The following is a 26,380-nucleotide window of genomic DNA, read 5'->3' as shown; positions in this document are numbered from 1 at the left end:
CGCGCATGCGCAGATCCGCCATCCGCAGCGTTCCCGCACTGGCCTTCTGCGTCGCCTCGGGGCTGGCCGCGTGCAGCGGCGGCAGCACGACGCCACAAACGCTGGCCCAGGTGCAGGCCAAGCTGGCGGCGACACTGCCCAAGCCCTACATCGAGGATCTGGTGATCGAATCGGTGGCGGTCGAAGGCAACGCCTTGGTCGAGGTGATTCGCAGCCCGCTCGGCACCGCCGCCAAGACCCGCGCGAATCCGCGCTTCAACGAATTGCGCCAGGCCGAGGCGATCGAACTGCGCGGCTGGTGCAGCGACCCCGTCATCCAGCCGTTGCTCAAGACCGACGCCGCGCTGAAACGGCGTTTCGTCGATCGCAACGGCGGGGTCTTCTTCGAAGTCGAAATGGCTGCACGCGCCTGTCCAGCGGCCACCACGAACGCAGGCGCACCGGCGCCATGAGGACATCGCCTTGAAACTCCTCGTCATCGGTTCCGGCGGCCGCGAGCACGCGCTGGCCTGGAAGCTGGCGCAGTCACCCCGCGTATCGGAAGTGCTCATCGCCCCCGGCAACGCCGGCACCGCGACCGAAACCAAATGCCGCAACCTGGCGGTCAAGGCCACCGATCTCGACGGTCTGCTCCAACTGGCGCAGGACGAAGGCGTGGCGCTGACCGTGGTCGGACCGGAAGCGCCGCTGGTGGCGGGCGTGGTGGATCGTTTCCGCGCTGCCGGCCTGCGCATCTTCGGCCCCAGCGCCGCCGCCGCGCGGCTGGAAGGCAGCAAGGCCTTCGCCAAGGATTTCCTCGCCCGCCACGGCATCCCGACCGCGCACTACGCCGTGCATTCCGACCTCGACACCGCGCTGGCGTATCTGCGGGAGCAGGGCGCGCCGATCGTGATCAAGGCCGACGGGCTGGCCGCCGGCAAGGGCGTGATCGTGGCCATGACCCTGGCCGAGGCCGAGGCCGCGGTGCGCGACATGCTGTCCGGCAATGCCTTCGGCGACGCCGGCGCGCGGGTGGTGATCGAGGAATTCCTGGACGGCGAAGAGGCCAGCTTCATCGCCATGGTCGACGGCAAGACCGCGCTGCCGATGGCCACCTCGCAGGACCACAAGCGGGTGGGTAATGGCGACACCGGCCCCAACACCGGCGGCATGGGCGCCTACTCGCCGGCTCCGGTGGTGACGCCCGAAGTGCACGCGCGGATCCTGCGCGAGATTGTTGAACCGACCGTGGCCGGCATGGCCGCCGACGGCGCGCCGTTCACCGGTTTTCTTTACGCAGGATTGATGATCGACGCCAGCGGTGCGCCCAAGGTGATCGAATTCAACGTGCGCTTCGGCGATCCGGAAACCCAGCCCATTCTGCTGCGCCTGCGCTCGGATCTCGTCGATCTGATCGAAGCCGGCATCGACGGAAGGCTGGGTGGCGTGGTCGCGGACTGGGATCCGCGCCCGGCGCTGGGCGTGGTGATGGCGTCCCGGCCCTATCCGGAAGCGCCCGTCACCGGCGATGTGATCAGCGGGCTGGATGCCGTGCCCGAAGCAGCCAAGGTGTTCCACGCCGGCACAACGCTCGACGCAAGCGGAAACATCCTCAGCAGCGGCGGCCGCGTGCTGTGCGTGACGGCACTGGGCGCAAGCGTGCAGGACGCGCAGCGCAACGCCCACGCCGGGGTGGCGTGCATCCACTGGGCCCACGCATTCCACCGCAGCGACATCGGCTGGCGCGCGATCGCGCGCGAGCGCAGTTGAACCTCCAAGACCGGGAAATCCCCATGCGCAGCGTGCAGATCGTCGAACTCGGCAAGCCTTTGCAACTGCGCCAGACCGCGCTGCGCGAACCCGGCCCGGGTGAAATCCGGGTGCGGGTCGAGGCGGCCGGCATCTGCCATTCCGACCTCCACTACCGCGACGGCGTCGCCAGCGTCGCACGGCTGCCGATCACGCCCGGCCACGAAATCGCCGGCCGCGTCGACGCCCTCGGCGAAGGCGTGACGGAGCTGGCCATCGGTGACCGCGTCGCCCTGCACTATCTTGTCACCTGCGGCCGCTGCGACGCCTGCGCGCGCGGGCTGGAACAGTTCTGCAAACACGGGCAGATGCTCGGCAAGCACCGCGACGGCGGCTATGCGCAGTACGCGCTGGCGCCAGCACGCAACGCCATCCCGATAGCCGACGGCATCAGCGCCCCCGAGGCGGCCATCATGATGTGTTCCAGTGCCACCGCCTTCCACGCCCTGCGCAAGGCGCGCATCGCGCCCGGCGATCGGGTCGCGGTGTTCGGCTGCGGCGGCCTCGGGCTGTCGGCCATCCAGCTCGCCCACGCCTGCGGCGCGGCGCAGGTGTTCGGCATCGACATCGACGCCGGCAAGCTTGCCGCCGCGCACGGCTACGGCGCAATTCCGGTCGATCCGGCCGATGGCGCGCCGGTGCGGCAGCTGCGCGAGGCCACCGGCGGGGATGGCGTGGAAGTGGCGCTGGAATTCGCCGGCCTGCCGCTCACCCAGCGCCAGGCGGTGGCGGCGTTGGCGGTGCAAGGCCGCGCCGCGATCGCCGGGATCACCCACGCCGCCTTCGAGATCGACAGCTTCGGCGATTTGATCTGCCGTGAGGCCGAAGTGATCGGCGTCTCCGACCACCTGCGCAGCGAGCTGGTGACCCTGATGGAATTCACCCGCCGCGGCCAGCTTGATCTGAAATCGGTGGTCACCGAAACCATTCCGCTCGACGCCGATGCCATCAACGCCCGTCTCGATGCGCTGGCCGGCTTCCGCGGCCACGGCCGCATCGTCATCACGCCCTGAGCCGGCGGCGTTTCAGCCTGTCGCGGGGTTCGCGTCCGCCAGTGGAGCCACGGCCAGACGGTCTGCCGGCTCACGCACCGCGGCCAGCGGCGGAATCACCAGCGTGGTGAATTCCTGATACTGCGCCTCCGGCAAGTCGAGCAGGCGCAGGCGATCGATCCGCGACGTTTCGATCGGCAGCCGCGCCGCTTCGTAAAGAATCACCTCGTGGTCGGCCGGATACCAGCGCCGCAGCTTGTCCACCAGCCGTTGCAACTGGGCACGATCGGCCTGGCGCCGGGTGCAGGTCAGATCCCCGGCCAGCGCGACCTGCCACAGCAGCACGAGGCCGGCCGGATCCAGCACGCGATCCTGCAGCAGGAACTGGGTGGCCTCCAGCGACTGCACGCCGTGACGACCCGGATCAATGCCGAGGTCGGCGTACAGGCAGGCTTCGGCGGAAACTCCCGGCTCCATGCGGGCGCTGAAGCCTTCTTCACGCGCCCGCCGCACCACCCGGTGCGGCACGTCCGCAAACACGCCGGGGTGGCCGTAGAACACCGCGCACACGCGCTTGCCGGCCCGCACCTGCGCCATGATGGCGGCGTCGATCTCGCGGTAGCTGTCGCGCCGATCCTTGCCATCGGCATAGTGCTCGCCGAGATTCACCGCATCCGGGCGCAGCGCGCGGATCATCGCCAGCGCGAACGGATCGACCAGACACATCACCACGTCGGCCAACCGGATTTCGGATTCGCAGCGCGGGCTCATGTGGCGACCCATCTGGATGCCGCAGCCGACCACGACGAGGCGATCCGCATGCGGGTCAACAGCAGCACCACCCGCGTCGGGCGCAGCGCGCGCATCCGCGCCTGCAAGCACCACGCGGTTGCGGCCTTCCTGCTTTGCCCGCCGCAAGGCGCCATCGGCGGCATGGACCAGCGCACCCAGACTGTCGAACGCGGCGCTGTCCGCGCAAATGCCGGCGCTGATGCTGATCCCGATCCTGTCATCGAACACCGCGATCGGTTCGATCGCATCCCGAATCTCCCGGACCACGGCCGCCGCGCGGTCCGCGTCTCCCGCAATCAGCAGGGTGAATTCGTCGCCACCGCTGCGACCGGCCAAATCCTCCGACCCCACCGCCTGCTCGATCCATCCACCCAGCTTGCGCAGCGCCTCGTCGCCGGCGGCATGGCCGTAACGGTCGTTGACCTGCTTGAAGTAATCGACATCCAGCACCACCACGCTGATCGGCCGATCCTGTCGACGCGCCTGCTCCCACGCCGCCTGACCGAGTTTGCGAATCTGCTTCTGGCTGAGCAGGCGGGTCAGGCCGTCATGTTCCGACTGCCAGCGGTAGCGCTGGCGGTCACGCGCGGAGCGCGCAGCAGGACCACCAGCAGCGCCACCAACAGCAACAGCAAAGCGCCGCCCGCGACCAGCAGCCACTGCCGCCGCTTTGCGCGTGATCTGCAGCTGGGCGATCACCTGCTGGGCCTGCAGCAGGTCGATCTGCTGCTGCTTCAGACGGGTAGAGAACTGCACCTGCTGGTAGGCGATCAGGCGGTCCCGCGCCGTTTTCTTGGGTCTCGACCGCGGCCGCCATCGCATTCTTGTAATGCACCAGCGCCAGACTGGCATCGCCTTCGCGTTCGGCCAGCGCGGCCAGCTGGCGTTCGGCCTCCTCGACTGCCAGCGACGCCTGTTGTTCGCGGAAATACACCGCGCTGTTTTGCAGCAGGGTGCGGGCCTGATCCAGATCCTCGCCCAGTGCGATCTGGCTGGAGGCCAGTCCGATTCCGGCATCCTGGATACCCGTTTCGTAACCTGCACGCTGGAATCGTGCCAGCGCGCTGCGGTACCAACCCAGGGCCGCACTCGGGTTGTCACGCTCCATTTCAACCTTGCCCATTCCGGCTTCAGCGCCGCCGACAAACAGGTTGTCCCCAGCCCCGGCAAGGCCACAATCTTCGATTTGGCGCATGCGCCAACGTCCGGCCGCGGCGTAATCCTGCGCATGTTCCTCGATCTGCGCCATGCCGGCGACAGCTCGACACAAGCTCAACGCATCGCGCCCTTGCTCGGCCAGATGCAGCGCTTTGGTGGCGAATTCGCGCGACAAGGCATCTTCGCCAACCAAACCGTTCAGGTAGCTCGCGGTCATCAGCATCCGCGGCGCATCGTCACCCGCCGTCGGCAGATAGGGCAGGCTGTCGTTCAACCATTGATAGGCCAGTTTCCATTGCCCGATGTTGGCGGCAATGGACGTCGCGGTTGCGTAAATCCGCACCCGCAAGGGGGCCGGCAGCTGCTGTTGCAGCAATGCCTGCAATCCGGTCAATGCGGAAGCCTGATCACCGACGATGGCCAGATTGCGCAGCCGCACATATTCGACGCGCTGGCGCTGCCCTGGCGTCAATGTGCCCATGTCCGGCGCAAGCTCCGCTATCTTGGCATTCGATTCCGCGACGGGCGCGGTAATCGCGAGGCGTTCGATTTCCCTGACTTTGGCCTCCGGATCGCCCGCAGCCATCGCTGGCGCACCGGCCATGAGCAGTGCCAGCAATGCGTTTCGAATCAGCGAAGCGAGACGCAGCCCGCACATTCAGGGGGCAGCAGGTTCAGTCGCCGTAGGCGGTGATGGTGGATTGGATGACGGCAAATTTTCCCTCCGCCAGCCCGGTGAGCCGCTTGATCGCTTCGATGTCCTTGTCCAGCATGGCGCGACGCTCTTCGTCCGACAGCCCGGCATGCCGCATCACCCCGTCCGGGTCGCGCCGATATTCCTCGGCCAGCGCCGCATCGCTTCCGAGCTTGCGCATCAGCATCAACAGTTTCGACATGGTTCCCCCCGGAACACCCCGTTTCAACCCTCGCCTCAACCTCCGGGAAACGCAGGTTACCGTGGCCAACCGCCGCATTCCCGCCCGCCAGCGAACAGTACCCCCGACCGCCGGCAAAGTCACCCTCGAAAGCCCCACGGCTGCGGGGGCCGCGCTGAGCCTCAGGTGGCGAGCTTTCGGTAGAGGCCGTGGATCGTCTCGATGACCCGGGTTCGCAGCGCCGGGTCGAAAGCGGCATGACGGTCGGCGGCGAGGAATCGCGGTTCGGCGTTCGGGTCGATGACCCGGGTTTCAGCCTGTTCGGCGCCCGGTTCGTCCAGCACGGTCCAGCCGGGCAGGCAGAGCACGGGCACCACCGGGATCGGTTGCCCCAATTGTTCGCGCAGGTACTCGGCCAGCCACTGTGCCTGCATCCGGGATTGTTCCAGCGGCCGGGTTTCGGCCCAGTGCGGGAAGTGCAGGGTCTGGCCGTCATAGCGCACTTCGGCGGACAGGCCATTGCCGCGGCGGCGCGCCTTGGTTTCGATCGCGAACACGGCCGATGCGCCGATCAGCACGTGGTCGATGTCGAAATCCCGCACCGGCACCTCGTGGAACACCTGGCAGCCCAGCGCCTGCAGCCCGTCCAGCCGGCGCGCCACGGCGACCTCGGCACGCACGCCATCGCCACCGCCGCGGCGTTCTTCCCACAGCACCGACAGCTGGCGCAGGGTCATCACCACCCAGCCTGCCGCCACCAGCAGCACGGCGCCGTCGATCCAGGTCAGGCGCAGTTCGTCCCAGGGAATTTGCGAGGCCACCACCGCGATCCAGGCCAGCATGCCCGCGATCAGCATCTGCACGGTCAGCCACTGGATCTTGTCGCTGCGCGTCTCGATCCGCCGGCGCTGGCGTTCGGCCGGCAGTTTGGCCGCCACGTCGTCGGCTTCATCCTGCGCATTCAACAGCCGCCCCTGGCGCAGCTGCCACCACACCACGCCCAGCGCCAGCGCCAGCGGCAGGCTGGTCGCGATCAAGGCCACCGCCGCCATGCTTCCAGGACCCATCAAATCCTCCTCAGCCGCGATTGCGCAAAGCGCTGCGCAAAACCAATCCCCCTCCGAGCCCGAGGATCAGGCCAAACCCCACCAGCAGCAGGCGATTTTCGCTTGCGATGCCGATCAGGAGCGGGTTGAACAGCGGCTGGCCGTTGACGATGCGGGCCGGCCAGCGGTCGCCGGTCGCACTGCGCCGGTACACCCGTCCGGTGACGGCCAGCTGCACCGTCTGCGGTGCAGCGGTGGGCGGCCCGTCCAAGCGCAGTTCGAGCAGGCTGGCCGTGCGCTGGGTTCGGCCACTCCCCATCTTCTCCTGGTGTTTGGACGCAACGACATAGTCCGCCACCGGCGCCGCAGCCGCGTCGTCATACTCACGCAGCGCGCTGTGGTAGCCGAGGAAGGCGTACAGCAGCGCGCCGGCAGCCAAGATCAGCAGCATCGCGGCATGGGGCACGCTGGCGCGTCTAGCGAGGGGCATGTTTGGCGATTCGGGCGGTATCCGATGAAGGCTACCCGCTGTCCGCGGCTTTTGCCAATCCCGAATCCCCAATTCCCAATCCCTGCCTCCCCACCCCCATTTCCAGGGCAGGATGCGGGCGGCGGAGGATGAATTCCTCGCGCAGGTGGTCCAGCAGCAGGCGCTGTTCGCCAAACGGCATCCGCTCGCGGGCTTCGGGCAGCGGCAGCCAAGCGAACTCCGAATGCTCGGCATTGAGGCGCACCTGCGCATCCGGCGCGATCTGTGCCACGAACGCCGGCACGATCTGGATGCAGTCGGCGGAGGCGTCATAAAAGCGCTCGCAGAAGCTGGTGGCGTGCAGAGACTGCGGCACCAGCGCGGTTTCCTCGCCCAGCTCGCGCAGCGCGGTTTGCCAGGCCGCTTCGCCGTCTTCGATATGCCCTGCCACGTAGGTCCAGGTACCGGCCATGGTGCTGCCGGCACGCCGCACCAGCAGCACCCGCGCATCCGCCGGCGTGGCTCCACGCCGCAGCGCCAGGACCGAGACCATCGTGCAGCGCACGGCGCGTTCCGACATGGATCCTCCTAGCGCGCACGCCCGCTGCGCGCAGCGCGAAGTCCAAAGCTTCGCATCGGAACCGTCACGATGGAATCAAGGCAAACGCGAGCGGCGGCCAGCGGTGGGCTGAACGCGGCACGGCCAGCCGGTACACTCCGGCAGTCTCCCAAGCGGCGCCCGCATGTCCGGCCACAGCCAATTCAACCTGCTGACCCAGCGCCGCTTCCTGCCGTATTTCATCGTGCAGGCGCTGGGCGCGTTCAACGACAACGTCTACCGCCAGGCGATCATCGGGCTGCTGGCGTTCATGGCGGTGGGCAGCAAGGAGATGGGGCTGTACGCGAACCTCGCGCCGGCGATCTTCATCCTGCCGTTCTTCCTGTTCTCGGCCAGCGCCGGGCAGATTGCCGAGCGGCTGGAGAAACAGAAACTCATTGTGATCACCACGGCAATGGAGATCGCGATCATGTCGCTGGCGGCGGTGGGCTTTTTGCTGCAAAGCATGCCGGTGCTGCTGGTGGCGCTGTTCTGCACCGGCATGCAGTCCACCCTGTTCGGGCCGGTGAAATATTCGATCCTGCCTTCGGTGCTGCGGCCCGAGGAACTGACCGGCGGCAACGGGCTGGTGGAGATGGGCACCTCGCTGTCGATCCTGATCGGGATGATCTTCGGCGGGCTGATCTTCCAGCTCGCCGGCAGCCACGGCCCGCAGGTGGCCGCGGTGGCGGTGGTGTTGATGGCGATCGCCGGCAATACGGTGGCGCGGCGCATTCCCAAGGTCGATGCCGGCAATCCTGAACTGAAGGTGGACTGGAACCTGCTGCGAGTGAGCTGGCAGATCTGGCAACTCACCCGCCAGCGGCTGGCGGTGCGCAATGCGGTGCTGGGGGTGAGCTGGTTCTGGTTCGTCGGCACCATCCTGACCGCGCAGCTGCCGGTGTACGCGCAGGACAACCTCGGCGGCACCCAGAATCTGTACATCTTCGCGCTGGCGCTGTTTTCGGTCGGTGCCGGGATCGGCTCGATGTCCTGCGAAAAGCTGTCCGGGCGCACGGTCGAAATTGGCCTGGTGCCGCTAGGCGCATTCGGCATCAGTGCCTTCCTGCTCGATCTGTACTTCGCCCGCCCCGGGCAGGCGCTGGCGCAGGGAATGACCATCGAGCAATTCGCGAATGCGTCGGGAAGCTGGCGGATCATCCTGGACCTGGTCGGCGTCGGCCTGTTCACCGGCTTCTTCGTGGTGCCGCTGTTCGCCCTGATCCAGAGCCGCACGCCGAAGTCGGAACTGGCGCGGGTGATCGCCGGGATGAACATCCAGAACGCGATGTTCATCGTGCTGGCGGCGCTGATCGGCATCTTCGTGCAGCGCGTGCTGGGCTGGACGATCCCGCAGCTGTTCCTGGCGCTGGCGATCGCCAACACTCTGGTGGCGATCTGGATCTTCACCATCGTCCCCGAATTCCTGATGCGCTTCCTCAGCTGGCTACTGGTGCGCAGCCTGTACCGGCTGAAACTGCACGGGATCGAGGACAACGTGCCGGACGAAGGCGCAGCTCTTTTGGTGTGCAACCACGTCAGCTACATGGACGCGCTGATCCTGTCGGCCTGCATCCCGCGGCCGGCGCGCTTCGTCATGTACTACAAGATCTTCAACCTCCCGGTGCTGCGCTGGATCTTCAAGACCGCCAAGACCATCCCGATCGCCGGTGCGCGCGAGAACCCCGAGGTGATGGCGCGGGCGTTCGATGCCGTGGACGCGGCATTGGCGGAGGGCGAGCTGGTCTGCATCTTCCCCGAGGGTGCCTTGACCAAGGATGGCAGCATCGCGCCGTTCAAGTCCGGTATGGAGAAAATCCTGGAACGCGCCGCCGCGCGCGGCCAACAGGTGCCGGTAGTCCCGCTGGCGCTCAAGCACATGTGGGGCAGCATGTGGAGCAATCAGGCCTCGCGCCTGCACCGCGCGCGCCTGCCGCGCCGCCTGCGGGCACGGATCGAAGTGCTGGCCGGCGTGCCGGTGCCCGGCGGCGAAGCCAGCGCCGCGCGGATGGAAACACAGGTGCGGGTGCTGCGCGGCAGCGAGGCCTGAGCGGGAGGGACAAATGCGCCCGCTCGAATGAACCTGCTCAGATGGGTTTGTTCACCATCAGCCAGAAAATCGCGATCACGCTGATGAAAGCCGGCCAGCCCAGCCAGAACCACCAGCGCATCACGCGCGCGTAGGCAGGCGGCAACGGCACGCCAGTTTCGGCCGCGGCACGGGCCAAATCGCGCGCCCGCGCCTGCAACCACACCACCGGCAGCCAGCAGACGCCAATCACGAAGAACAGCAGCAAAGCCGTTCCTACCCAGAATACGGTCAGTGGCAGGTGCAGCAGCCAAGCCAGCCACAGGCCGCTACCGAGCTGGACGATGACCGCCGGCGCGGTGAACAGCGCGTCGGCAATCACCACCACCCGCGCGGTGGTGGCGATCTGGCGGGGATCCCGCGTCAAATGCGCCATCCACATGAAGAATGCGATGCCCGAGCCCGGTACCCAGCAGCAGGGTCGACGACAGGATGTGGATCCATTTCAAGGTCAGGTAATCCATCTCACCTCCGATCCGCCAACACCCACAGCAGCGCCAGCGCCGGGATCAAGACGACGTTCTTGAGCAAACCACCGAGCGGATCCAGCAGCAGCGCCGGCTTGGCCACGCCGAACGCCAACAGATACGCCAGCGCGCAAATCAGCATCGCCAGCACCACGCCGCGTGGGCGGCGCGCCAACGCCAGACCGAGCCCCAAGCCGATATCCAGCAGCGCCGTCGCACGCGCCAGCAGCACCGGGGACAGCCCGGCCAGCGCGCTGCCTTGCGCCATCGCCTCGATCCCGGACGCCGGCGTCACCAGCCCGACCACGCCCGAACCCAGCCACACCAGCACCACGCTCCACTTCAACCACGGTGCCAGGAAATACAGCTGCGCCGCCCAGCGGTCCTGCATCTGGCTGGGCTCGCTCTGCAATACTTCGTCCAGAGCGCGCACCCGCACACCAAAGGTGTCCCGCACGCGCTGATGTGCGCCGGCCTCGGTGCGATTGCCGCGCAGCAGCATGTTCCAGATGGTGCGGTTGACCGGGCCGCGCCCCAACCACTGCCCGAGCGCCACCTGGGCGCGTACCAGCAGCAGCGGCATCCGCCAGGCACCGTGACCGGGAATTTGCAGCCAGCGCCGCCAGTTCGACTGGTAATCTCGCAGCGCAAGCGGATGTTCGCAGCCAACCGCGTAGACCCCGCGCGGGCCGCGTTCGCAGGCAACCGCCACCACCTCACCCAGATCCTCCGCGCACAGCGGCTGGAAGGTCCAATGCCCGTCTCCCGGCAGCAGCATCCGCCACGGGAACGCGGCCAGCGCCCGCAGCAGCGAAGTGCCACCGTAGGAACCGCGCAGCGAATACACCACCGAAGGCCGCAAGACGATCGCCTCGATCGGCATCGCCAGCAAGGCCGCATCGAAGCGGTGCTTGGAGGCGATGAACCCGCCATCCTCCGGATGTCCCAATGCGGACACCTGCACGAAGCGGATTGCGCGCGCGGCACAGGCGTGCGCCAGCGCCAGCGGCGCGCGCTCGTGCACGTCCACGAAGGTCTGCCGGCCTTCCTCGCGCAGGATCCCGGCGGCGTTGACGACCACGGACACACCGTCCAGCGCCTGCGCCCAGTCATCCTCGGCCAGCATCCGGGTCAGGTCGCCCGGCACTTCATCCGCATCCATCCGGCGCCCCTGCGGCCGCGCCAGCACGCGCACGCGCCAGCCGCGCCGGCGCAGGGCGGCAACCATGAACCCACCGAGGAAGCCGCGGCCACCCACCACCAGCGCACATCGGGTCTCCGCCATCGCCTGCCTCCGCCACCCTGGAAGTCCTGCCGTCCACGATAGCGGACTCGCCTGCTGACAACGCCGATCGCGCAGAGCGATCCGCGCACTCCGCCCATTCCATGCGACTATTCGATCGTGTCCGAACGCGACCGCGGCCCTGCGGAACGCGCCGGCACCACGCCACACTGACTTTTCCGCCGGAGCCACGCATGAATAGTCCCGCGATTTCCAACAACCTGATCTGGGCGATTCTCGCCACCTTGTTCTGCTGCCTGCCGCTGGGCATCGTCTCGATCATCTACGCCGCCAAGGTCGATGGGCTGGTGGCGGCAGGCAACTACGCTGCCGCGCAGGAAGCCGCGGACAAAGCCAAGTCCTGGGCGATGTGGGCCGCCGGTGCCTTTGTGATCCTGATGGTTCTCTACGTGATCTTCTTCGTGATGGTCGGCATGTCCGCAGGTGGCCTTAGCGGGCTGCAATGACGTGCCGCGGCGAGTACCAGTCAGGCGCGTCGCGGACGCGCGCGGGTTCGCCCGGTTGCGCGGCGGCGCGCTCTGGCGACGCGAATGGCGCCGCTATGGCACGCTGGCAGCGGTGACGGTGCTGGGCGCAGCTGCCTTCGGCGTGCTGCGCCGGATCGACCCCAACGTCGTCGGCAATCCGCTGCCGCCCTGCCCGCTGCAGGCGCTGACCGGGCTGTACTGCCCCGGCTGCGGCAGCACCCGCTGCCTGCACGCGCTGACGCAGCTGGATCTGGCCGGGGCGATGGCGATGAACCCGCTGCTGGTGCTCTCGCTGCTGCCGCTGGCGGTGCTGGTGCTGCACGGCGCCGGCCTGCTGCCGCAGCGGTTGCTGCCGCTGCGCAACGCATTGGCGGCACCCAAGCTGTGGCTGGTCCTGCTGCTGGGGTTTGCTTTCCTGCGCAACCTGCCGTGGGCACCGTTCACCCTGCTGGCACCGGGCTGAGCGCCGCCGGTACGATCATCCCGCCGGCTGGCCATCCAGCCACGCCTGGATCACATGGCGTGCAATCGACAGCGGCGCCGGCAAAACAATCCCCTCGCCTTCACGCTCGGCTGCGCTCCAGTCGCGAGCCAATCCTTCGCGCACCTGCTCGACGCTGAACCAGCGCGCCGCCTCCAGCTCGTCGCCCACCCGCGGCACGTCCGGCGCTGCGGCCGCGATGAAGCCCAGCATCAGCGCGCTCGGAAACGGCCACGGCTGCGAGGCCAGATAACGGGCGCTGCGCGGATCGACGCGGATCCCGGTTTCCTCCATCACCTCGCGGGCGACGGTCTGCTCCAGCGTTTCCCCCGGCTCGACGAAGCCCGCAATCACCGACCAGCGCCGCTGCGGCCAGCTGGCCTGCCGCCCCAGCAGCAGCCGCGCACCGTCGCTGACCGCCACGATGATGGCCTGATCGGTGCGCGGGTAGTGCTCGCTGGCGCAGGCATCGCAGCGCCCCAGCCAACCGGCGCGGACGTAGCGCAGCGCGCCGCCGCAGGCGCCGCAGAACCGGTGCTGGCGGTGCCAGTGCTGGAGCGCGCGCGCCTGCGCGAACAAGGTCGCCTGCCAGCGTGGCCACTGCGCGGCGGCGCTGCGCAGGTCGATTCGGCCGGATGCGTCCAGGCCCGCCTCGGCGGCCTCGACCAGGAACCATGCGCGTCCCTCCCGCAGCCCCAGAAACGTGTGCGTCAGCGGGTCACCCGCAATCGCGGCAGGCGCGAATTCCGCCAGCCCGGCGTCGGCATCGACCAGGGCACGGCCCTGGCCATCCAGCGCGATGATCCCCGCTGCCGGCCACAGCGCCGTCAGCCCATCCGGGTCATCGCGCAGAGCGTCGGCCCGGTCCAGCGCGCCGTCGACGAAGGCAAACGGCGAGGTCGCAGGATCGCGCATGCCGTTCAGTCTTCGATGCTGCCGCAGCCGCAGGTGGTCTTCGCGTTCGGGTTGCGGATCACGAACTGCGCGCCGGTCAGCGATTCGACGTAATCGACCGCGGCGCCGGCGAGATATTGCAGGCTGAGCGGATCAACCAGCAGGGTGGCGCCGTCGGTGATGATGGCCACGTCATCGTCGTTCTGGCCATCGTCGAACTCGAACCCGTACTGGAAGCCGGTGCAGCCGCCACCCTGGATCCAGGCGCGCAGCTTGAGGTCGGCGTCACCCTCGTCCGCCAGCAACTCATGCACCTTGGCCGCGGCCGCGGGGGTGAAAACCATCGGCGCCGCCGGCATCACCGAACGGACGAAATCCAGGGCAGTTGTATCCACCCGCGCAGGATCGCGCGTTGCGGGCCGCGTTTCAACCGCCGCCTTTTTGCCTGCCCGATTCGACTGTAGTGGCCGCGGCACGCGGCGCGTCGGCTCCGCCCGTGGCCACCGCCCAGGCAAACGACTGCTCGACCGCGGCCCCGGACTTGGGACGCAGATGCACGCTCACCCGCACCGGCATGGTGCCTTCCGGCAGCACGATGTCGCCTTCGACCTGCTGGAAATACTTGAACGCGTAGTCCACGCCGGCGGCGCTGGGCTGCTGGCGCAGGGTGTTCCAATCGAGGGTGCGCATGCGTCCGTCGGTGCTGGCTTCCAGGGCCAGGGTGAGACGGCCGCTGTTGATCGCATCACGGTTGATGTTCTGGGTGAGCGTGGCCACGAAGTGCCAGACCCCTGGGCCGCCCTGGCGCTTGAGCTGCAGGTCGTGCACGCTCAGCCCGTGCCGCTGTCCGGCCGCGCCGACGAAGCGTTCGTAGAAGGCGATGTCGGTGCGCAGGCCGGCGATTTCCTCGTCCCGATCGGCCAGGGTGCCCTGCAGATCCTGATTCGCCGTGCGGCTGATCTGGTCGGAGCGCGCCAGCGTGATGTTCTGCTGCTCCAGCATTTCGATTTTCCGGGCCTGGCTCTCCAGCCGTTCACGCGCATTCGGCGGGATCGGGCCGAAACTGCGCCATGCGCCCCACAGCCCGAGCAGCAGCGCCCCGGCCACCAGCACAACGATGGCAAGGCGCGGATGGCCCGTTTTTCGAGCGGTGGTCGCCGCAGGATCCGTCATGCTCCGGATATCGCACCCCCGCGGGCCCGGCGTCAAGCGCACGCGGTCACGAATTCGGCGAAACCGGGGCCCTATCGCCCGCGTTTTGCGGCAGAATCCCTCATGACGGGTCAGGGGAACCCGCCAACCGCCGGCTGTCGTTTGCCGCAGGCCTGTCTCCGGCTGCGACCACGCCCGGCCTCAGGAGGCAAGGATGAACGACGCGCCCAACGAAGCGACCCGATCGGAACAGCCGGAACCGGCTGGCGCCGATCGCTTCCGAGTGCTGATCGTCGAAGACGACCGCAGCCAGGCCCTGTTCGCCGAAGCCATCCTGCGCGGCGCCGGCATGGAGGCCGAGGTGGTCGCCATCCCCGAGCAGATGATGGCCACGCTGGAGCGCTTCGCGCCGGATCTGGTGCTGATGGATTTGCACATGCCCGGCATCAGCGGCACCTCGCTGACCGAACAGATTCGCCAACATCCGCTGTTCCAGAACATCCCCGTGGTGTTCCTGACCGGCGACCAGAATCCGGACAGCGAACTGGACGCACTCGAGCACGGCGGCGACGATTACATCGTCAAGCCGGTCCGGCCGCGGCATCTGGTGGTGTCGGTGCAAAGCCGGATCCGGCGCGCGCGCGCGATCGGCCAAGTCAGGCAGACGGCCGTCGAACCGATCCTGCACCCCATCACCGGGCTGCTCACGCGGCCCGCGCTGATGGATCTGCTGCTGGAAAAGGCCACTTCGGGCGTAGCGGGTGGCGCCCTGATGATCGAGATGGGCAATGCCACCGCGCTGCATGACCGTTTCGGCTACGCCGAATTCGAGGACCTGATCAATGCGGCGGGCCGCAAGCTGAAAGAACTGACCGCCAGCGAATCCGCGGCGCGGCTGAGCGACAACGCCTTCCTCGTGGTCGTCAGCGGGCGCGACGCCGGCTGGCTGGAGGCTTATGCGCGGCAGCTGCGCGACGGCATCGGCCGCACCGATTTCAAGGTTGACGACACCGCCCTGCGGCTGCGCTGCACCATCGGCTACACCACCTTCGAGCACGGCTTCAAGGACTCGGGCGATGTGCTGGCCGCGGTGGACGATGCGCTGCGCGAGGCGCGAGGCGCGCCGGTGGGATTCGCCCGCTATGTTCCGCCTGACCGCCTCGCCGCCAACGAGATCGTCGACGAGCTGCGCGCGGCTCTGGCCCCCGACGGGGAAACGCTTTACCTCGTGTTCCAGCCGGTGGTCGCGGTGGCCGGCGGTGATGAAGCGCGCTACCAGGTCCTGGTGCGGATGCGCGGGCCGGACGGCAGCGTGCGCCGGGCCGCGGAGTTCCTCGACATCGCCCAGTCCGCCGGGCTGCTGCCGCAGGTCGACCGCTGGGTGATGCAGCACGCGCTCGACCTGCTGCGCGATCGCAATCGGGCATCGCGCCCGGTCCAGCTGGTGGTTTCGCAGTCACCGCGCACGCTCGCGCAGGACGGTTACGCCGACTGGCTGCAGCAGGCCATCGGGGCCGCCAACATCGAAGGCCAATCGCTGATCATCGATTTGCGCCTGGAGGAAGCCCAGGTCCACTCGGTCCTGCTGCGCGAGTTCTGCCGGGTCATGGTGCCCTCCGGCGTCCAGTTTGCCCTCAGCCAGTATCGGCATACGCTGGACGCCGCGCAGTTGCTGGACCAGCTGCCGCTCGGCTACCTGCGCCTGGCGGCCGATTTCGCCCAACTGCCGCTGCCGCAGACCCTGCATGACGAGATGCGCGAGGCCATCCAGTACGCGCACCGCCAGGGCTTGCAGGTCATCGCCCAGAACGTCGAGGACCCGCAGGCCGCGGCCGCGCTGTGGATCGGTGGAATCGACTTCATCCAGGGCAACCTGGTCCATCGGCCCGAACAGACCCTCGATTTCGACTTCCGGAGCGCAACCCTGTGAGTGAGGCCAACGCCGGACGCAACCTGTTGGTGGCCCGCTGGCTTGCGCTGGGCGCAGCCGCCGGGGTGGCGCTGGCCCTGATGATCGAACGCACCGGCGTGGACGGCCCCTGGCAACTGATCGCACTGGTCCTGGCCCTGCTGGCCCTGTTTGCGACCACCACGCTTGCCCTCACCGCCCGCCAGCGCGAAACCGCGCTGCTGGCGCACGCCGAACAAAACGAGCGCAAGGCCGAGGAAATCACCGCGCTGCAACAGGAAATCAACCGTCATACCGAGCTCGAGCAGGAGCTGACCCGCGCCAAGCAGGCGGCCGAATCGGCGGTGATGGCCAAGGGTGAATTCCTGGCCACCATGAGCCACGAGATCCGCACCCCGCTCAACGGCATCATTCCGATGCTCGACCTGCTGTCGAACACGCGCCTGGCGCTGGAGCAGCAGGAGTTCCTGCGCACCGCCACGGCATCCGCGCAGCAGCTGTTGCGGATCGTCGATGACATCCTCGACTACTCCAAGCTCGAAGCCAACCGGCTGGAGCTGGAAACCACCGGCTTCAACCTGCGCGAGCTGCTGCAAAGCGTGATCACCCTGATGCAGCGCCCGGCCGAAGCCAAGGGCCTGCGCCAGACCCTGCAGATCGACTCGGCCGTGCGCCTGCCGGTGCGCGGCGATCCGGTGCGGCTGCGCCAGATCCTGAGCAACCTGTTGAGCAATGCGATCAAGTTCACCGAACACGGCGGCGTGACGGTGAGCGTGCGGCGCATGGGCGAGACCGCCACCCAGCACCAGCTGCGCTTCGAGGTGCAGGACACCGGCATCGGCATCGATGCCGCCACCCGCGCCAAACTGTTCCAGGCCTTCAGCCAGGCCGACGCCTCGACCACCCGGCTGTATGGCGGCACCGGGCTGGGCCTGGTGATTTCGCAGCGCATCGTCGAACTGATGGGCGGCAAGATCGGGGTCGAATCCGAGCCCGGCCGCGGCTCGGTATTCTGGTTCGAAATCCCCCTGCTGAAGGTGCAGGGCGACATCACCGAACGGCGCGAGGAATTGCACGGCGGGCGGGTGCTGCTGGTCACCACCGACGCCAAGCTGCGGATGCGGCTGACCCTGCTGCTGCCCAACTGGGGGCTGCGGATCACCGCCGTGGAAAATACCCACGACGCGCTCGAACGCCTGCGCCAGGCCAAAGGCCAGGGCGAACCGTGGAACTATTCGGTGGTGCTGGCCGACCTGTCGAGCATCCGCAGCACGGCGGTATCGCTGGCACGCAACATGGACCGCCACGAGCAGTACGGCAATGCGCGCCTGATCTTCCTGCGCAGCGACGAGGTGACCTCGCAGGACCTGCCGCTGGGCGCGTCCATCGTCTCGCGCAACGTCGCCGATGCCGACCTGCGCGCCGCGCTGTCGGCCTCCGGGGTGGCCTGGGCGCAGCAGGACCCGCATCCGGCCCCGGTGACGCCGGCGCCCAAGGTCGAACTGGGGCGCAAGGCCAGGATCCTGCTGGTGGAAGACAACCCGGTCAACCTGATGGTCGCGCAGCGCCTGCTGCAGGTGCTCGGCGCCGACTGCGACACCGCCGGCAACGGCCAGGCGGCGCTGGCCAAGCTTGACGAAGGCGAATTCGACCTGGTGCTGATGGACTGCCAGATGCCGGTGCTCGACGGCTATGCGGCCACCCGCCGCTGGCGCGAACTCGAACAACAGCGCAAGTCCCAGCGCCGGCTTCCGATCATCGCGATGACCGCCAACGCGATGGCCGGCGACCGCCGCAAATGCCTCGACGCCGGCATGGACGACTACCTGTCCAAGCCGGTCAGCCGCGCCGAGCTGGAGCAGTGCATCGCACGCTGGAAAGACACCCAGATGCCGGTTCCCGCGCCCGCGCCGAGCGTGGCGGATTCCCAGGACCCGCAGCGCCCGGCCGTGCTCGACCAGGCCATCCTCGGCGAACTGCGCGAAGTGCTCGGCACCGAAGTCGACAAGATCGTCGCGGTGTACCTGGAGGACACCCCGCGTCTGATCGCCCAGCTCGAGCATGCGGTGGCCGCCAGCAACCCGATCGCACTGCGGATTGCCGCGCACACGCTGAAGTCCTCCAGCGCCAACGTCGGCGCGATGACCCTGTCCAACGCCGCGCGCGATCTCGAATACGGCGCCCGCGACGGCACCTTGTCCCAGCCGGCGGTCGCGGTCGCCCAGATCGTCAGCGAGTTTGCACAGGTGCGCGAAGCGCTCAGGGACACGGTCGCCGCGCAAAACGAAAAGCACTGAGGCGGCGCCGGCCGACCCGGCGCCATGGCGCGCCAGGCGGGCAGGCGACGTGAACGCTCAGGACGCTTCCATCGACTGGGCGAGGTAGTTCTGTTCGCCCACGCGCGCGATCAGGTCCAGCTGGGTTTCCAGCCAGTCGATGTGCTCTTCTTCGGAATACAGGATATCGGCAAACACCTTGCGGCTGCCGATGTCACCGATCGACTCGCACCAGGCAATGGCCTCGCGCAGGACCGGCACCGCCTCCATCTCCAGCGCCAGATCGCAGCGGAACATCTCGGTCGGCGTTTCCCCGATCCGCAGCTTGCCCAGCGCCTGGAAGTTGGGCAGTCCTTCGAGGAACAGGATCCGATCGGCCAGCAGGTCGGCGTGCTTCATCTCGTCGATCGACTCGTGCTGCTCGTGCGCGGCCAGCGCGTGCAGGCCCCAGTTCTTCAGCATCTTGGCATGCAGGAAATACTGGTTGATCGAGGTGAGCTCGTTGTAGAGCGCCTTGTTGAGATAACCGATGACCTTGTCGTCGCCTTTCATGGCTGCGCTCCGTGCGGAATTGGGCTCACTTTAGCGCGCCCGGGCAAGGCTCGGGCAGAACGCGAATCGTCCGCGCTTTCCGTCGCCGCGCGCGCGGCGCGACCGGCCCGGTTCAGGCCGCGTTCGCCAGCTCAAGCTCAGTCAGGACCGGCAGGTCCAGCGCCTTGCGCGCTTTCACCTCCGCGATGATCTCACCGACCAGCCCCAGGCAGGACCCGCAGCAGGACCCGGCGCCGGTGCGCATGGTCATCTCGGCCACGCTCTGACAGCCCGCTTCGGCGGCCTCGCGAATTACCCGATCGGTGATTCCATTGCAAATGCAGACGTACATCGCACACCCGGAAGATCTTCCAGAGGCTGCGATTCAATCGCAAATGCGAACGATAGTCAACTATGCCTGCTGTCTCATTCGCCCCGATAGCGGCAGCCCGAGGTGCAGGTTTCACGCACCACGACCTCGGCCAGCTGCGGCAGGACCGGCCGCATCTGCGTCCAGATCCACTGCGCCAGCCGCTCGCTGGTCGGGTTTTCCAGCCCCGGGATGTCGTTGAGATAGTGATGGTCGAGGCACTCGAGCAGCGGCTGGAAGGCGCGGCCGAGATCGGCAAAATCCATCACCCAGCCGGTGTGCGGGTCGGGTTCGCCGGCGACGTGCAGCTCGACCCGGAACGAATGCCCGTGCAGGCGCGCGCACTTGTGCCCATCGGGCACATTCGGCAGCCGGTGCGCGGCCTCGAAGGTGAACGCCTTGAAGATTTCCATGCCGGTATTTTACGGCGGGTTCGCCGCCAGCGCCGGATCGCGGGAAGGCCGGTGACGCGCGCGATTCTCCGACCCTGCCGGTCGCGGATACCGGCTCAGTCCAGCAGTTCCATCGCCATCACGATGGCATCCTCGCGCCCGCCGGTGGCCGGGTAATAGCGCGGGCGCCGGCCGATTTCATTGAATCCGACCCGTTGGTACAGGTCGATCGCGCGCGGGTTGGAGGGACGCACCTCGAGGAACACCCGCTGCGCGCGCTGCCCGCGTGCGATCTTCAGCAACGCCTGCAGCATGTGCAGCCCCAGGCCCTCGCCTTCGTGGCCAATCGCCGTGCACAGGTTCAGGACATGCGCCTCGCCCGCCGCCACGCTGAGCACGCCATAGCCCAGCAAGGCGCCGCCGCGTTCGTGCACCCACATCGAATAGCCGGCGCGCAGGCAGTCGCGGAAGATGCCGCGGGTCCACGGGAAGGGATAGGCGCGCAGCTCGATCGCCATCACCGCATCCAGGTCGAATTCGCGCATCGGCCGCAGGCTGGATCGCCGCCCCGGCTCCGCCGCCTCCGCCGGCTTGGCGTTCATCACGCACCTTTGCGCAGCGCGCGCAGCTGCGTCCACAGGGCGCGGCGCGCGCGCGGATCGCGGCCCATTCGCGTGGCCTGCGCCAGCAGCTGCGGATGCTCCAGCAGACGGTCCGCGGACAGGCCCGCCGCCCGCGCCAGTTGTCCCAGCAATTCCGGCGGCAGACCCGCCGCCGGCCCGACAACGGCCCGGCGATAGGCCACCAGGCCCAGTTCAGCCAGCACCACCCGCTGCAGCGGATCGAGGTTCACGCCGCCGGGTCCGGGCCGCCCGGCTTGCGTCGCCGCCACAGGCCCTGCAACGGCCCCGACAACGCATACAGCACGCTGGCGACGAGCAGGGTTTCCGCCGGCACGACCCACAGGGCAATCAACAGCCCCAGCACCAGCGGCAGCACGATGAAGGGCACGCGGTCGGACTTGGGCCCTTTGCCGCTGCCCTTGAAACTGGTGTAGCGAATCCGGCTGACCATCAGCAGGCCGGCGATGATGGTCAGCCCCAGCGCCACGAATCGCAGCTCGCCGCCATCCCAGCCGCCGCGTTCACAGGTCCATACGAAGCTCGCCATCAGTCCGGCCGCGGCCGGGCTGGCCAGGCCGATGAACCAGCGCTTGTCCACGATCCCGACCTGGGAGTTGAAGCGCGCCAGCCGCAGCGCCGCACAGGCCGCGTACAGGAACGCCGCCAGCCAGCCGATCTTGCCAAGGGTGGTGCCATCGCCGCGCAGCGCCAGCAGCGCCCAGTAGTACATCACCATGGCCGGCGCCATGCCGAAGCTGATCAGATCGGCCAGCGAGTCATACTGCACGCCGAACTCGCTTTGCGTATTGGTCAACCGCGCGACCCGCCCGTCCAGGCCATCGAGCACGGCGGCGATGAAGATCGCCACGCAGGCGGCCTCGAAACGGCCCTGGGACGCGGCGATGATGGCGAAGAAACCGCCGAACAACCCGCCCGTGGTGAACAAATTCGGCAGCAGATAAATGCCGCGACTGCGCCGGGGGACATCTTGCTGGAGCTCGTTGTCATCCATGTTGGCAGTGTAAGGCAACGCTCGCCCTGCGTTCCAACGGGTTGAACCGGCGCCGATCGACGCGGCGACCCAAGCCCGGCCAGCCGACGGCAAGAGACATCAACCGGCCTTGTCGCCGAATTCCCGCACCATTTCGGTCATCGTCCGCGCCACGCAGGCACCGTCGCAGCGACCGGCCAGATAGCCCGAGCCGCAGGCCATCAGCTCCCCCAGCACCGGGAACAGCGCCGCGCTCTGACGATCCTGCGGCCGCCCATCGCTGCCCAGCGCCTGTTCCTTGGCCAGATAGCCCTGCACGGCCGCCACCATGGCCTTGGCCATGTGGTCGGCATCCACTTCGCCGCGCAAAAACCGCGGGCCCACCGCCACCGCATCCGCCACGGCCTGACGCATCCGCGTCGACTGCGCCGACGCGCCCTCCACCTCGGTGTTCATGATCGCCTCACTCGCACTCACATGCCGGATCACGCCCCGGCCCGGCGCCGAGTCTGCGCTTTCCGCGTGCACAGCCGCGTCAACGTGATTGCCCGCCACCTGCCGACGGGGCCGGGACCTCCGGCACGGGCCGCGTCGCGACGGGCTGCTACCCTGCGAGGCTTGCGGATACTGACGGAACCTTCGATGCGATTTGCCACGCTTGCCATTGCCCTGTTCGCCAGCCTGCCCGTGGCCCGGGCCGCCACCCCGGCCAACCCGACGGTGACCCTGGAACAGGCGATGGCCGACCCGGACTGGATCGGCCCGCCGGTGGATGCGGCGTGGTGGCGCTGGGATGGCCAGTCGGCCTACTACATGCTCAAGCGCGAGGGCGCGAACCTGCGCGACATCTGGCAGGTCGGCCGCGAGGGCGGCACGCCGGTGCTGGTGGATGACGCCGGCCGCATGGACATGGATACCGCCGCGCTGATCGAGGCAGGCGGCGCACGCAGCGCCTTCGTCCGCAATGGCAATGTGTTCGTGCGCGACCTGAAGAGCGGCGCGCTGACCCAGCTCACCCGCGACAACCAGGCCGCCAATCGCCTGCAGTGGAACCGCAGCGGCGGCTTGATCTGGCGGGTGGGTACGGATTGGTATCGCTGGGATGGGCGGGTGGTGGCGGTGGCGGCGCAGCCGCGCGCGGACGAGGCGCCGGACGCAACGCCGCCGGCGGATTCCCTGCGCGATCATCAATTGCGCCTGCTGACGACCCTGGCTGCAGACAAGGCCCGGCGCGAGGCCACGCGTGCGCAGACCGAGGCCTGGCGGCGCGCCGATCCGAGCCGGCCACCGGCGCCGATCCACCTGGGCAAGGACGTGGAGATCGTCGATTCGGCGCTGTCGCCGGATGGGCGCTGGCTGCTGGTGGTGACCCGCGCCAAGGGCGGCGATGCCGGCCGTGGCGAAAAGATGCCGGTGCCCGTCACCGAATCCGGCTATGGCGAATTCGAGGACGCGCGTACCCTGGTCGGCCGCAACGATCCGCTGCCGCACCGACTGTGGCTGGCCGAGGTTGCCACCGGCAGCGTGCGCGAGCTGAAGTTCGACAGCCTGCCCGGCATCAAGGACGACCCGCTGGCAGCCCTGCGCAAGGCCGCCGGCAAGGAGCCGCTGAAGGGCAACCGGCCGCTGCAAGTCGGCACCGGCGATGATGTCCCGGCGCCGCAGTGGAGCGAGGACGGCCGCAGCGTGGCGTTGATGCTGCGCGCGGTCGACAACAAGGACCGCTGGCTGGCCACGGTCGACCTGGCCAATGCCCGCTTGCAGCCGCGCCATCGCCTGCATGACGAGGCCTGGATCAACTGGAGCTTCAACGATTTCGGCTGGCTGCCGGACAACGCGACGCTGTGGTACCTGAGCGAGGAAAGCGGCTGGTCGCACCTGTACACCCTGCGCGGCATGCAGCGCACCCAGATTACCGACGGCCAGTGGGAAACCTCGCAGGTCGCGGTTTCGCGCGACGGCGCGAGTTTCTATTTCCTGTGCAACCGCGCCAAACCCATCGATTACGAAGTCTGTTCGGCACCGGCGGCGGGCGGCGAAGTGCGCGAATTGACCGCGCTGGATGGCGTCGAGGATTTCTCGCTGTCGCCGCAGGGCGATGCGCTGCTGGTGCGGCATTCGGCGGCGTATTTGCCGCCGCAGCTGTCGATCGTCTCCGCACAGGGCGGCCCGTCGCGCCAGCTCACCGACACCCGCAGCGTCGAGTTCAAGGCGCATCCGTGGATTCAACCGCAGTACGTGCAGGTGCCGAGCAAGCACGGCGCCGGCGTGATCTGGGGCAAGTACTACGGGCCGGCGAACCCGGAGCCGGGACGCAAATACCCCATCGTGATGTTCGTGCACGGCGCGGGCTACCTGCAGAACGCCGACATGCACTGGCCGGATTATTTTCGCGAACAGATGTTCCATAACCTGCTGGTCGCGGAGGGCTACATCGTCCTTGACCTCGACTACCGCGCCAGCCAGGGCTATGGCCGCGACTGGCGCACCGCGATCTACCGCTGGATGGGCAAGCCAGAGCTGGAGGACTATCGCGATGGCCTCGACTGGCTGGTGGAAAACCATCAGGGCGACCGCGATCGCGCCGGCATCTACGGCGGCAGCTATGGCGGCTTCATGACCCTGACCGCGCTGTTCCAGGCGCCCGGCGTGTTCAAGGCCGGCGCCGCGCTGCGTCCGGTCAGCGACTGGATGCAGTACAACCACGAATACACCTCGAACATCCTCAACGAGCCCGAGCTCGACCCGGAAGCCTATCGCCGTTCCTCACCAATCGAGTTTGCCGGCGGCCTGCAAGACCACCTGCTGATCGCCCACGGCATGATCGACGACAACGTGTTCTTCCGCGATTCGATCCAGCTCACCCAGCGCCTGATCGAACTGCACAAGGACCAGTGGTCGATCGCGCCCTACCCGATGGAACGCCACGGCTTCGTCCACCCCGACAGCTGGCTGGATGAATATCGTCGGATCAATGCATTGTTCGAGGCGAATTTGAAGTATTGAATCGACGCGTGGGGGAGGCGCGGGATTCAGCCTCTCAGGATCCCCGCCAGCCCCGCCAGATCGACATTGCCGCCGCTCAGCACGATGCCGACGCGGCGGCCGGCGAACGTTTCGCGGTGGGTGAGCACGGCGGCCAAGGCGATCGCCGAGGAAGGTTCGACCAGTTGCTTCATGCGTTGCAGCAGCAGGCGCTGCGCGGCCAGGGTGTCGGCATCGTCCACCGTCAGCACCTGCGCGCCGAACGCAGACAGGTGCCCGAAGTTGATCGCGCCCAGCGCGCCGCGCAGGCCGTCGCAGACGGTGTCCGGAACGAAATCGTGATCGAGTCGGCCGGTGGCCAGCGAACGCGCGCCGTCGGCTGCGCCGGTCGGTTCGGCCAGATACAGCGCGCAGTCGCGTTGCAGCGCCCGGATCGCCAGCGCAGTGCCGGTGGCCAGGCCGCCGCCGCCCAGTGGCACCACCAGCGCGTCGAGGTCCGGGTGCGCAGTCAGCAGTTCCAGCGCGGCGGTGCCTTGCCCGGCGATCACGTCGGGGTGGGTGTAGGGATGGATGACGGTGGCGCCGGTGCCGGCCTGCACCTGTGCACAGCCGGCTTCGCGGGCAGCAATCGTTGGCGCGCAGCGATGCAGGATGGCGCCCTGTCGCGCGATGGCCTCGACCTTGGCCTCCACCGCACCATTCGGCACCACCACATGGCAGGGAATCCCGCGCAATCGCGCCGCCAGCGCCAGCGCCGCGCCGTGGTTGCCGGAGGAGTGCGTGACGACGCCGCGCGCGGCTTCGCTTTCGGCGAGCGCGAACACGGCATTGCAGGCGCCACGGAACTTGAACGCGCCGCTGCGTTGCAGGTGTTCGGCCTTGAAGTGAAGCGTCGCGCCTGCCTCGGCGTCGAGCGAGCGCGCGGTCAGGACGGGCGTGACTTGCGCATGTGGCGACAGCCGCGCCGCCGCGTTGAACACGCTGGCAGGATCGAGTGGGCGATCGGCAGGATGCATCGGTGAATGCTAGCGCGTCACCTCGCGGCGGCGACTTTTCCGTCACCAAACCGGGCCTTCGGATGTGTTCCAAAGGCGAAACGGGCACGGAAACCGGACCTCGGTCACAGTCTGAACCGCAGCTTGTCGGAAACCTGACGAACGGCGTCACATCGGCGCCCAAAGATGTAATCTAGCCGCGCCGGTGCCTGGCGGGACTTCCCGGATCCCCCCTGTTCCGCACGTCCTGCGGGCACCGGCACTCATCGCCGCAGCGCTCGGCGCAGGCAGTGGGAACAAAAAAGAGGGCCGGCTGTCCCCCGACAACCGGCCCTCGTCGCTTTCTCGGCGTGCGCAGGATCGGCCCCTGTTCAGTCCGACCATCACCTTGCGGTGTGCCACGTCGAGCGCTGCCAGTACAGCAGCAGGAAGCGTGCCAACCGCGTGCGAAAATTGCCCGGTTGCCGGCTTGGGTTCGCGAACTGTGACTGCAACCACATGACCGCAGCGGATTGCGTCACGCTGTCAATCAAACAGATCGGCGAGCAGATCCGATGCGCCAGAATTTCCACAACTTCGACGTGATCGTGATCGGCGGCGGGCGTAGCGCCGCGCTGACGAAGCGAAGCTTCGTGCGGCGATACGCGCCGGAGCCATGGATGGCGGAGGCCGGCGCACCTGACGAGCCATGGAATGGCGAGCCTGGTGCGCGCAAGTGGCCGCCTGCAGGAGAATGA

General features: G+C 68.0%; 29 protein-coding genes. 10 read left to right on the top strand and 19 right to left on the bottom strand.

The window, feature by feature from the left end:
- The first annotated feature begins 5 nt into the window (after positions 1-5).
- From M9902_RS05780 to M9902_RS05770, 3 genes are read left to right on the top strand one after another with little or no spacing between them, the layout of a single operon-like run.
- Positions 6-452: a hypothetical protein gene (locus M9902_RS05780; RefSeq protein ID WP_297221534.1), complete on the top strand. Its 447-nt coding sequence runs from the start codon at positions 6-8 to the stop codon at positions 450-452.
- Positions 453-462: 10 nt separating this feature from the next.
- Entirely contained in the window at positions 463-1,749 is a 1,287-nt protein-coding gene (gene purD / locus M9902_RS05775; protein ID WP_297221533.1) for a phosphoribosylamine--glycine ligase, read from the top strand.
- 23 nt (positions 1,750-1,772) lie between these two features.
- Complete coding sequence (locus tag M9902_RS05770) at positions 1,773-2,801, top strand: zinc-binding dehydrogenase (protein ID WP_297221532.1); 1,029 nt, start codon at positions 1,773-1,775, stop codon at positions 2,799-2,801.
- Positions 2,802-2,813: 12 nt separating this feature from the next.
- On the opposite strand, the gene M9902_RS05765 is transcribed toward M9902_RS05770, so the two are convergent.
- The 6 genes from M9902_RS05765 to M9902_RS05740 all read right to left on the bottom strand — a co-directional run bounded on the left by M9902_RS05765 (position 2,814) and on the right by M9902_RS05740 (position 7,700).
- Positions 2,814-4,232 carry a diguanylate cyclase gene (locus M9902_RS05765; protein WP_297221732.1) on the bottom strand — a complete coding sequence of 473 codons (1,419 nt, stop codon included), beginning with the start codon at positions 4,230-4,232 and terminating at the stop codon, positions 2,814-2,816.
- The gene (locus M9902_RS05760) at positions 4,153-5,388 is read right to left on the bottom strand and encodes a hypothetical protein (RefSeq protein WP_297221531.1); all 1,236 of its coding nucleotides are present in this window, start codon (positions 5,386-5,388) and stop codon (positions 4,153-4,155) included. The genes M9902_RS05765 and M9902_RS05760 overlap by 80 nt, the downstream gene beginning before the upstream one ends.
- Before the next feature lie 16 nt (positions 5,389-5,404).
- A complete protein-coding gene (locus M9902_RS05755) occupies positions 5,405-5,626 on the bottom strand; it encodes a hypothetical protein (protein WP_297172399.1) in 222 nt (73 codons plus the stop codon).
- A 161-nt stretch (positions 5,627-5,787) separates the two neighbouring features.
- Positions 5,788-6,672 carry a nuclease-related domain-containing protein gene (locus M9902_RS05750; RefSeq protein WP_297221530.1) on the bottom strand — a complete coding sequence of 295 codons (885 nt, stop codon included), beginning with the start codon at positions 6,670-6,672 and terminating at the stop codon, positions 5,788-5,790.
- A gap of 10 nt (positions 6,673-6,682) precedes the next feature.
- Complete coding sequence (locus M9902_RS05745; protein WP_297172393.1) at positions 6,683-7,102, bottom strand: hypothetical protein; 420 nt, start codon at positions 7,100-7,102, stop codon at positions 6,683-6,685.
- A gap of 70 nt (positions 7,103-7,172) precedes the next feature.
- Complete coding sequence (locus tag M9902_RS05740; RefSeq protein ID WP_297221529.1) at positions 7,173-7,700, bottom strand: NUDIX domain-containing protein; 528 nt, start codon at positions 7,698-7,700, stop codon at positions 7,173-7,175.
- Positions 7,701-7,863: 163 nt separating this feature from the next.
- On the opposite strand from M9902_RS05740, the gene M9902_RS05735 reads away from it, so the two are divergent.
- Positions 7,864-9,768, top strand: a complete 1,905-nt coding sequence (locus M9902_RS05735) for an MFS transporter (RefSeq protein ID WP_297221528.1) — start codon at positions 7,864-7,866, stop codon at positions 9,766-9,768.
- 37 nt (positions 9,769-9,805) lie between these two features.
- Here the strand turns inward: M9902_RS05735 and M9902_RS05730 are convergent, their stop codons facing one another.
- Both M9902_RS05730 and M9902_RS05725 read right to left on the bottom strand, forming a co-directional pair.
- Positions 9,806-10,174 (bottom strand): DUF2269 domain-containing protein, encoded by a 369-nt coding sequence (locus M9902_RS05730; protein ID WP_297221527.1) that lies wholly within the window; start codon positions 10,172-10,174, stop codon positions 9,806-9,808.
- Positions 10,175-10,272: 98 nt separating this feature from the next.
- The gene (locus tag M9902_RS05725) at positions 10,273-11,559 is read right to left on the bottom strand and encodes a DoxX-like family protein (protein ID WP_297221526.1); all 1,287 of its coding nucleotides are present in this window, start codon (positions 11,557-11,559) and stop codon (positions 10,273-10,275) included.
- 191 nt (positions 11,560-11,750) lie between these two features.
- Here M9902_RS05725 and M9902_RS05720 point away from each other — a divergent pair, with 191 nt between their 5' ends.
- Both M9902_RS05720 and M9902_RS05715 read left to right on the top strand, forming a co-directional pair.
- A complete protein-coding gene (locus tag M9902_RS05720) occupies positions 11,751-12,023 on the top strand; it encodes a CD225/dispanin family protein (protein ID WP_297221525.1) in 273 nt (90 codons plus the stop codon).
- Between the two features lie 118 nt (positions 12,024-12,141).
- A complete protein-coding gene (locus tag M9902_RS05715) occupies positions 12,142-12,507 on the top strand; it encodes a DUF2752 domain-containing protein (RefSeq protein ID WP_297221730.1) in 366 nt (121 codons plus the stop codon).
- A gap of 15 nt (positions 12,508-12,522) precedes the next feature.
- On the opposite strand, the gene nudC is transcribed toward M9902_RS05715, so the two are convergent.
- The 3 genes from nudC to M9902_RS05700 all read right to left on the bottom strand — a co-directional run bounded on the left by nudC (position 12,523) and on the right by M9902_RS05700 (position 14,592).
- Complete coding sequence (nudC, locus tag M9902_RS05710; RefSeq protein WP_297221524.1) at positions 12,523-13,440, bottom strand: NAD(+) diphosphatase; 918 nt, start codon at positions 13,438-13,440, stop codon at positions 12,523-12,525.
- Positions 13,441-13,445: 5 nt separating this feature from the next.
- Positions 13,446-13,778 carry an iron-sulfur cluster insertion protein ErpA gene (gene erpA, locus M9902_RS05705; protein ID WP_297221728.1) on the bottom strand — a complete coding sequence of 111 codons (333 nt, stop codon included), beginning with the start codon at positions 13,776-13,778 and terminating at the stop codon, positions 13,446-13,448.
- 67 nt (positions 13,779-13,845) lie between these two features.
- Positions 13,846-14,592, bottom strand: a complete 747-nt coding sequence (locus M9902_RS05700) for a DUF6776 family protein (RefSeq protein ID WP_297221523.1) — start codon at positions 14,590-14,592, stop codon at positions 13,846-13,848.
- Between the two features lie 193 nt (positions 14,593-14,785).
- On the opposite strand from M9902_RS05700, the gene M9902_RS05695 reads away from it, so the two are divergent.
- On the top strand, positions 14,786-16,501 hold the full coding sequence (locus M9902_RS05695) for an EAL domain-containing response regulator (RefSeq protein ID WP_297172369.1): 1,716 nt from the start codon (positions 14,786-14,788) through the stop codon (positions 16,499-16,501).
- Between the two features lie 80 nt (positions 16,502-16,581).
- The gene (locus M9902_RS05690) at positions 16,582-18,777 is read left to right on the top strand and encodes an ATP-binding protein (protein WP_297172526.1); all 2,196 of its coding nucleotides are present in this window, start codon (positions 16,582-16,584) and stop codon (positions 18,775-18,777) included.
- A gap of 57 nt (positions 18,778-18,834) precedes the next feature.
- Here the strand turns inward: M9902_RS05690 and bfr are convergent, their stop codons facing one another.
- The 7 genes from bfr to M9902_RS05655 form a co-directional block, all read right to left on the bottom strand.
- On the bottom strand, positions 18,835-19,308 hold the full coding sequence (gene bfr, locus M9902_RS05685) for a bacterioferritin (protein ID WP_297172366.1): 474 nt from the start codon (positions 19,306-19,308) through the stop codon (positions 18,835-18,837).
- Positions 19,309-19,420: 112 nt separating this feature from the next.
- The gene (locus M9902_RS05680) at positions 19,421-19,639 is read right to left on the bottom strand and encodes a (2Fe-2S)-binding protein (RefSeq protein ID WP_297172363.1); all 219 of its coding nucleotides are present in this window, start codon (positions 19,637-19,639) and stop codon (positions 19,421-19,423) included.
- A 74-nt stretch (positions 19,640-19,713) separates the two neighbouring features.
- Positions 19,714-20,070, bottom strand: a complete 357-nt coding sequence (queD, locus tag M9902_RS05675; RefSeq protein WP_297172360.1) for a 6-carboxytetrahydropterin synthase QueD — start codon at positions 20,068-20,070, stop codon at positions 19,714-19,716.
- Between the two features lie 95 nt (positions 20,071-20,165).
- The gene (rimI, locus tag M9902_RS05670) at positions 20,166-20,651 is read right to left on the bottom strand and encodes a ribosomal protein S18-alanine N-acetyltransferase (RefSeq protein ID WP_297221522.1); all 486 of its coding nucleotides are present in this window, start codon (positions 20,649-20,651) and stop codon (positions 20,166-20,168) included.
- Positions 20,651-20,902: a hypothetical protein gene (locus M9902_RS05665; protein WP_297172353.1), complete on the bottom strand. Its 252-nt coding sequence runs from the start codon at positions 20,900-20,902 to the stop codon at positions 20,651-20,653. Before M9902_RS05665 ends, rimI begins: the two co-directional genes overlap by 1 nt.
- Positions 20,899-21,684 carry a CDP-diacylglycerol--serine O-phosphatidyltransferase gene (gene pssA, locus M9902_RS05660; RefSeq protein ID WP_297221521.1) on the bottom strand — a complete coding sequence of 262 codons (786 nt, stop codon included), beginning with the start codon at positions 21,682-21,684 and terminating at the stop codon, positions 20,899-20,901. The genes M9902_RS05665 and pssA overlap by 4 nt, the downstream gene beginning before the upstream one ends.
- A gap of 99 nt (positions 21,685-21,783) precedes the next feature.
- Positions 21,784-22,119, bottom strand: a complete 336-nt coding sequence (locus M9902_RS05655) for a hypothetical protein (RefSeq protein ID WP_297221520.1) — start codon at positions 22,117-22,119, stop codon at positions 21,784-21,786.
- Positions 22,120-22,305: 186 nt separating this feature from the next.
- On the opposite strand from M9902_RS05655, the gene M9902_RS05650 reads away from it, so the two are divergent.
- A complete protein-coding gene (locus M9902_RS05650) occupies positions 22,306-24,669 on the top strand; it encodes a S9 family peptidase (protein ID WP_297221519.1) in 2,364 nt (787 codons plus the stop codon).
- Positions 24,670-24,695: 26 nt separating this feature from the next.
- On the opposite strand, the gene M9902_RS05645 is transcribed toward M9902_RS05650, so the two are convergent.
- A complete protein-coding gene (locus M9902_RS05645; RefSeq protein ID WP_297221518.1) occupies positions 24,696-25,664 on the bottom strand; it encodes a pyridoxal-phosphate dependent enzyme in 969 nt (322 codons plus the stop codon).
- A gap of 533 nt (positions 25,665-26,197) precedes the next feature.
- Between M9902_RS05645 and M9902_RS05640 the strand changes: the two genes are divergently transcribed.
- Positions 26,198-26,380: a hypothetical protein gene (locus M9902_RS05640; RefSeq protein WP_297221517.1), complete on the top strand. Its 183-nt coding sequence runs from the start codon at positions 26,198-26,200 to the stop codon at positions 26,378-26,380.

Origin of the sequence: Thermomonas sp. (genome assembly GCF_023953935.1) — a bacterium.
Lineage (GTDB): Bacteria > Pseudomonadota > Gammaproteobacteria > Xanthomonadales > Xanthomonadaceae > Thermomonas.
The sequence above is the reverse complement of the archived record's forward strand: the minus strand, read 5'-3'. Positions and strand labels throughout refer to the sequence as shown.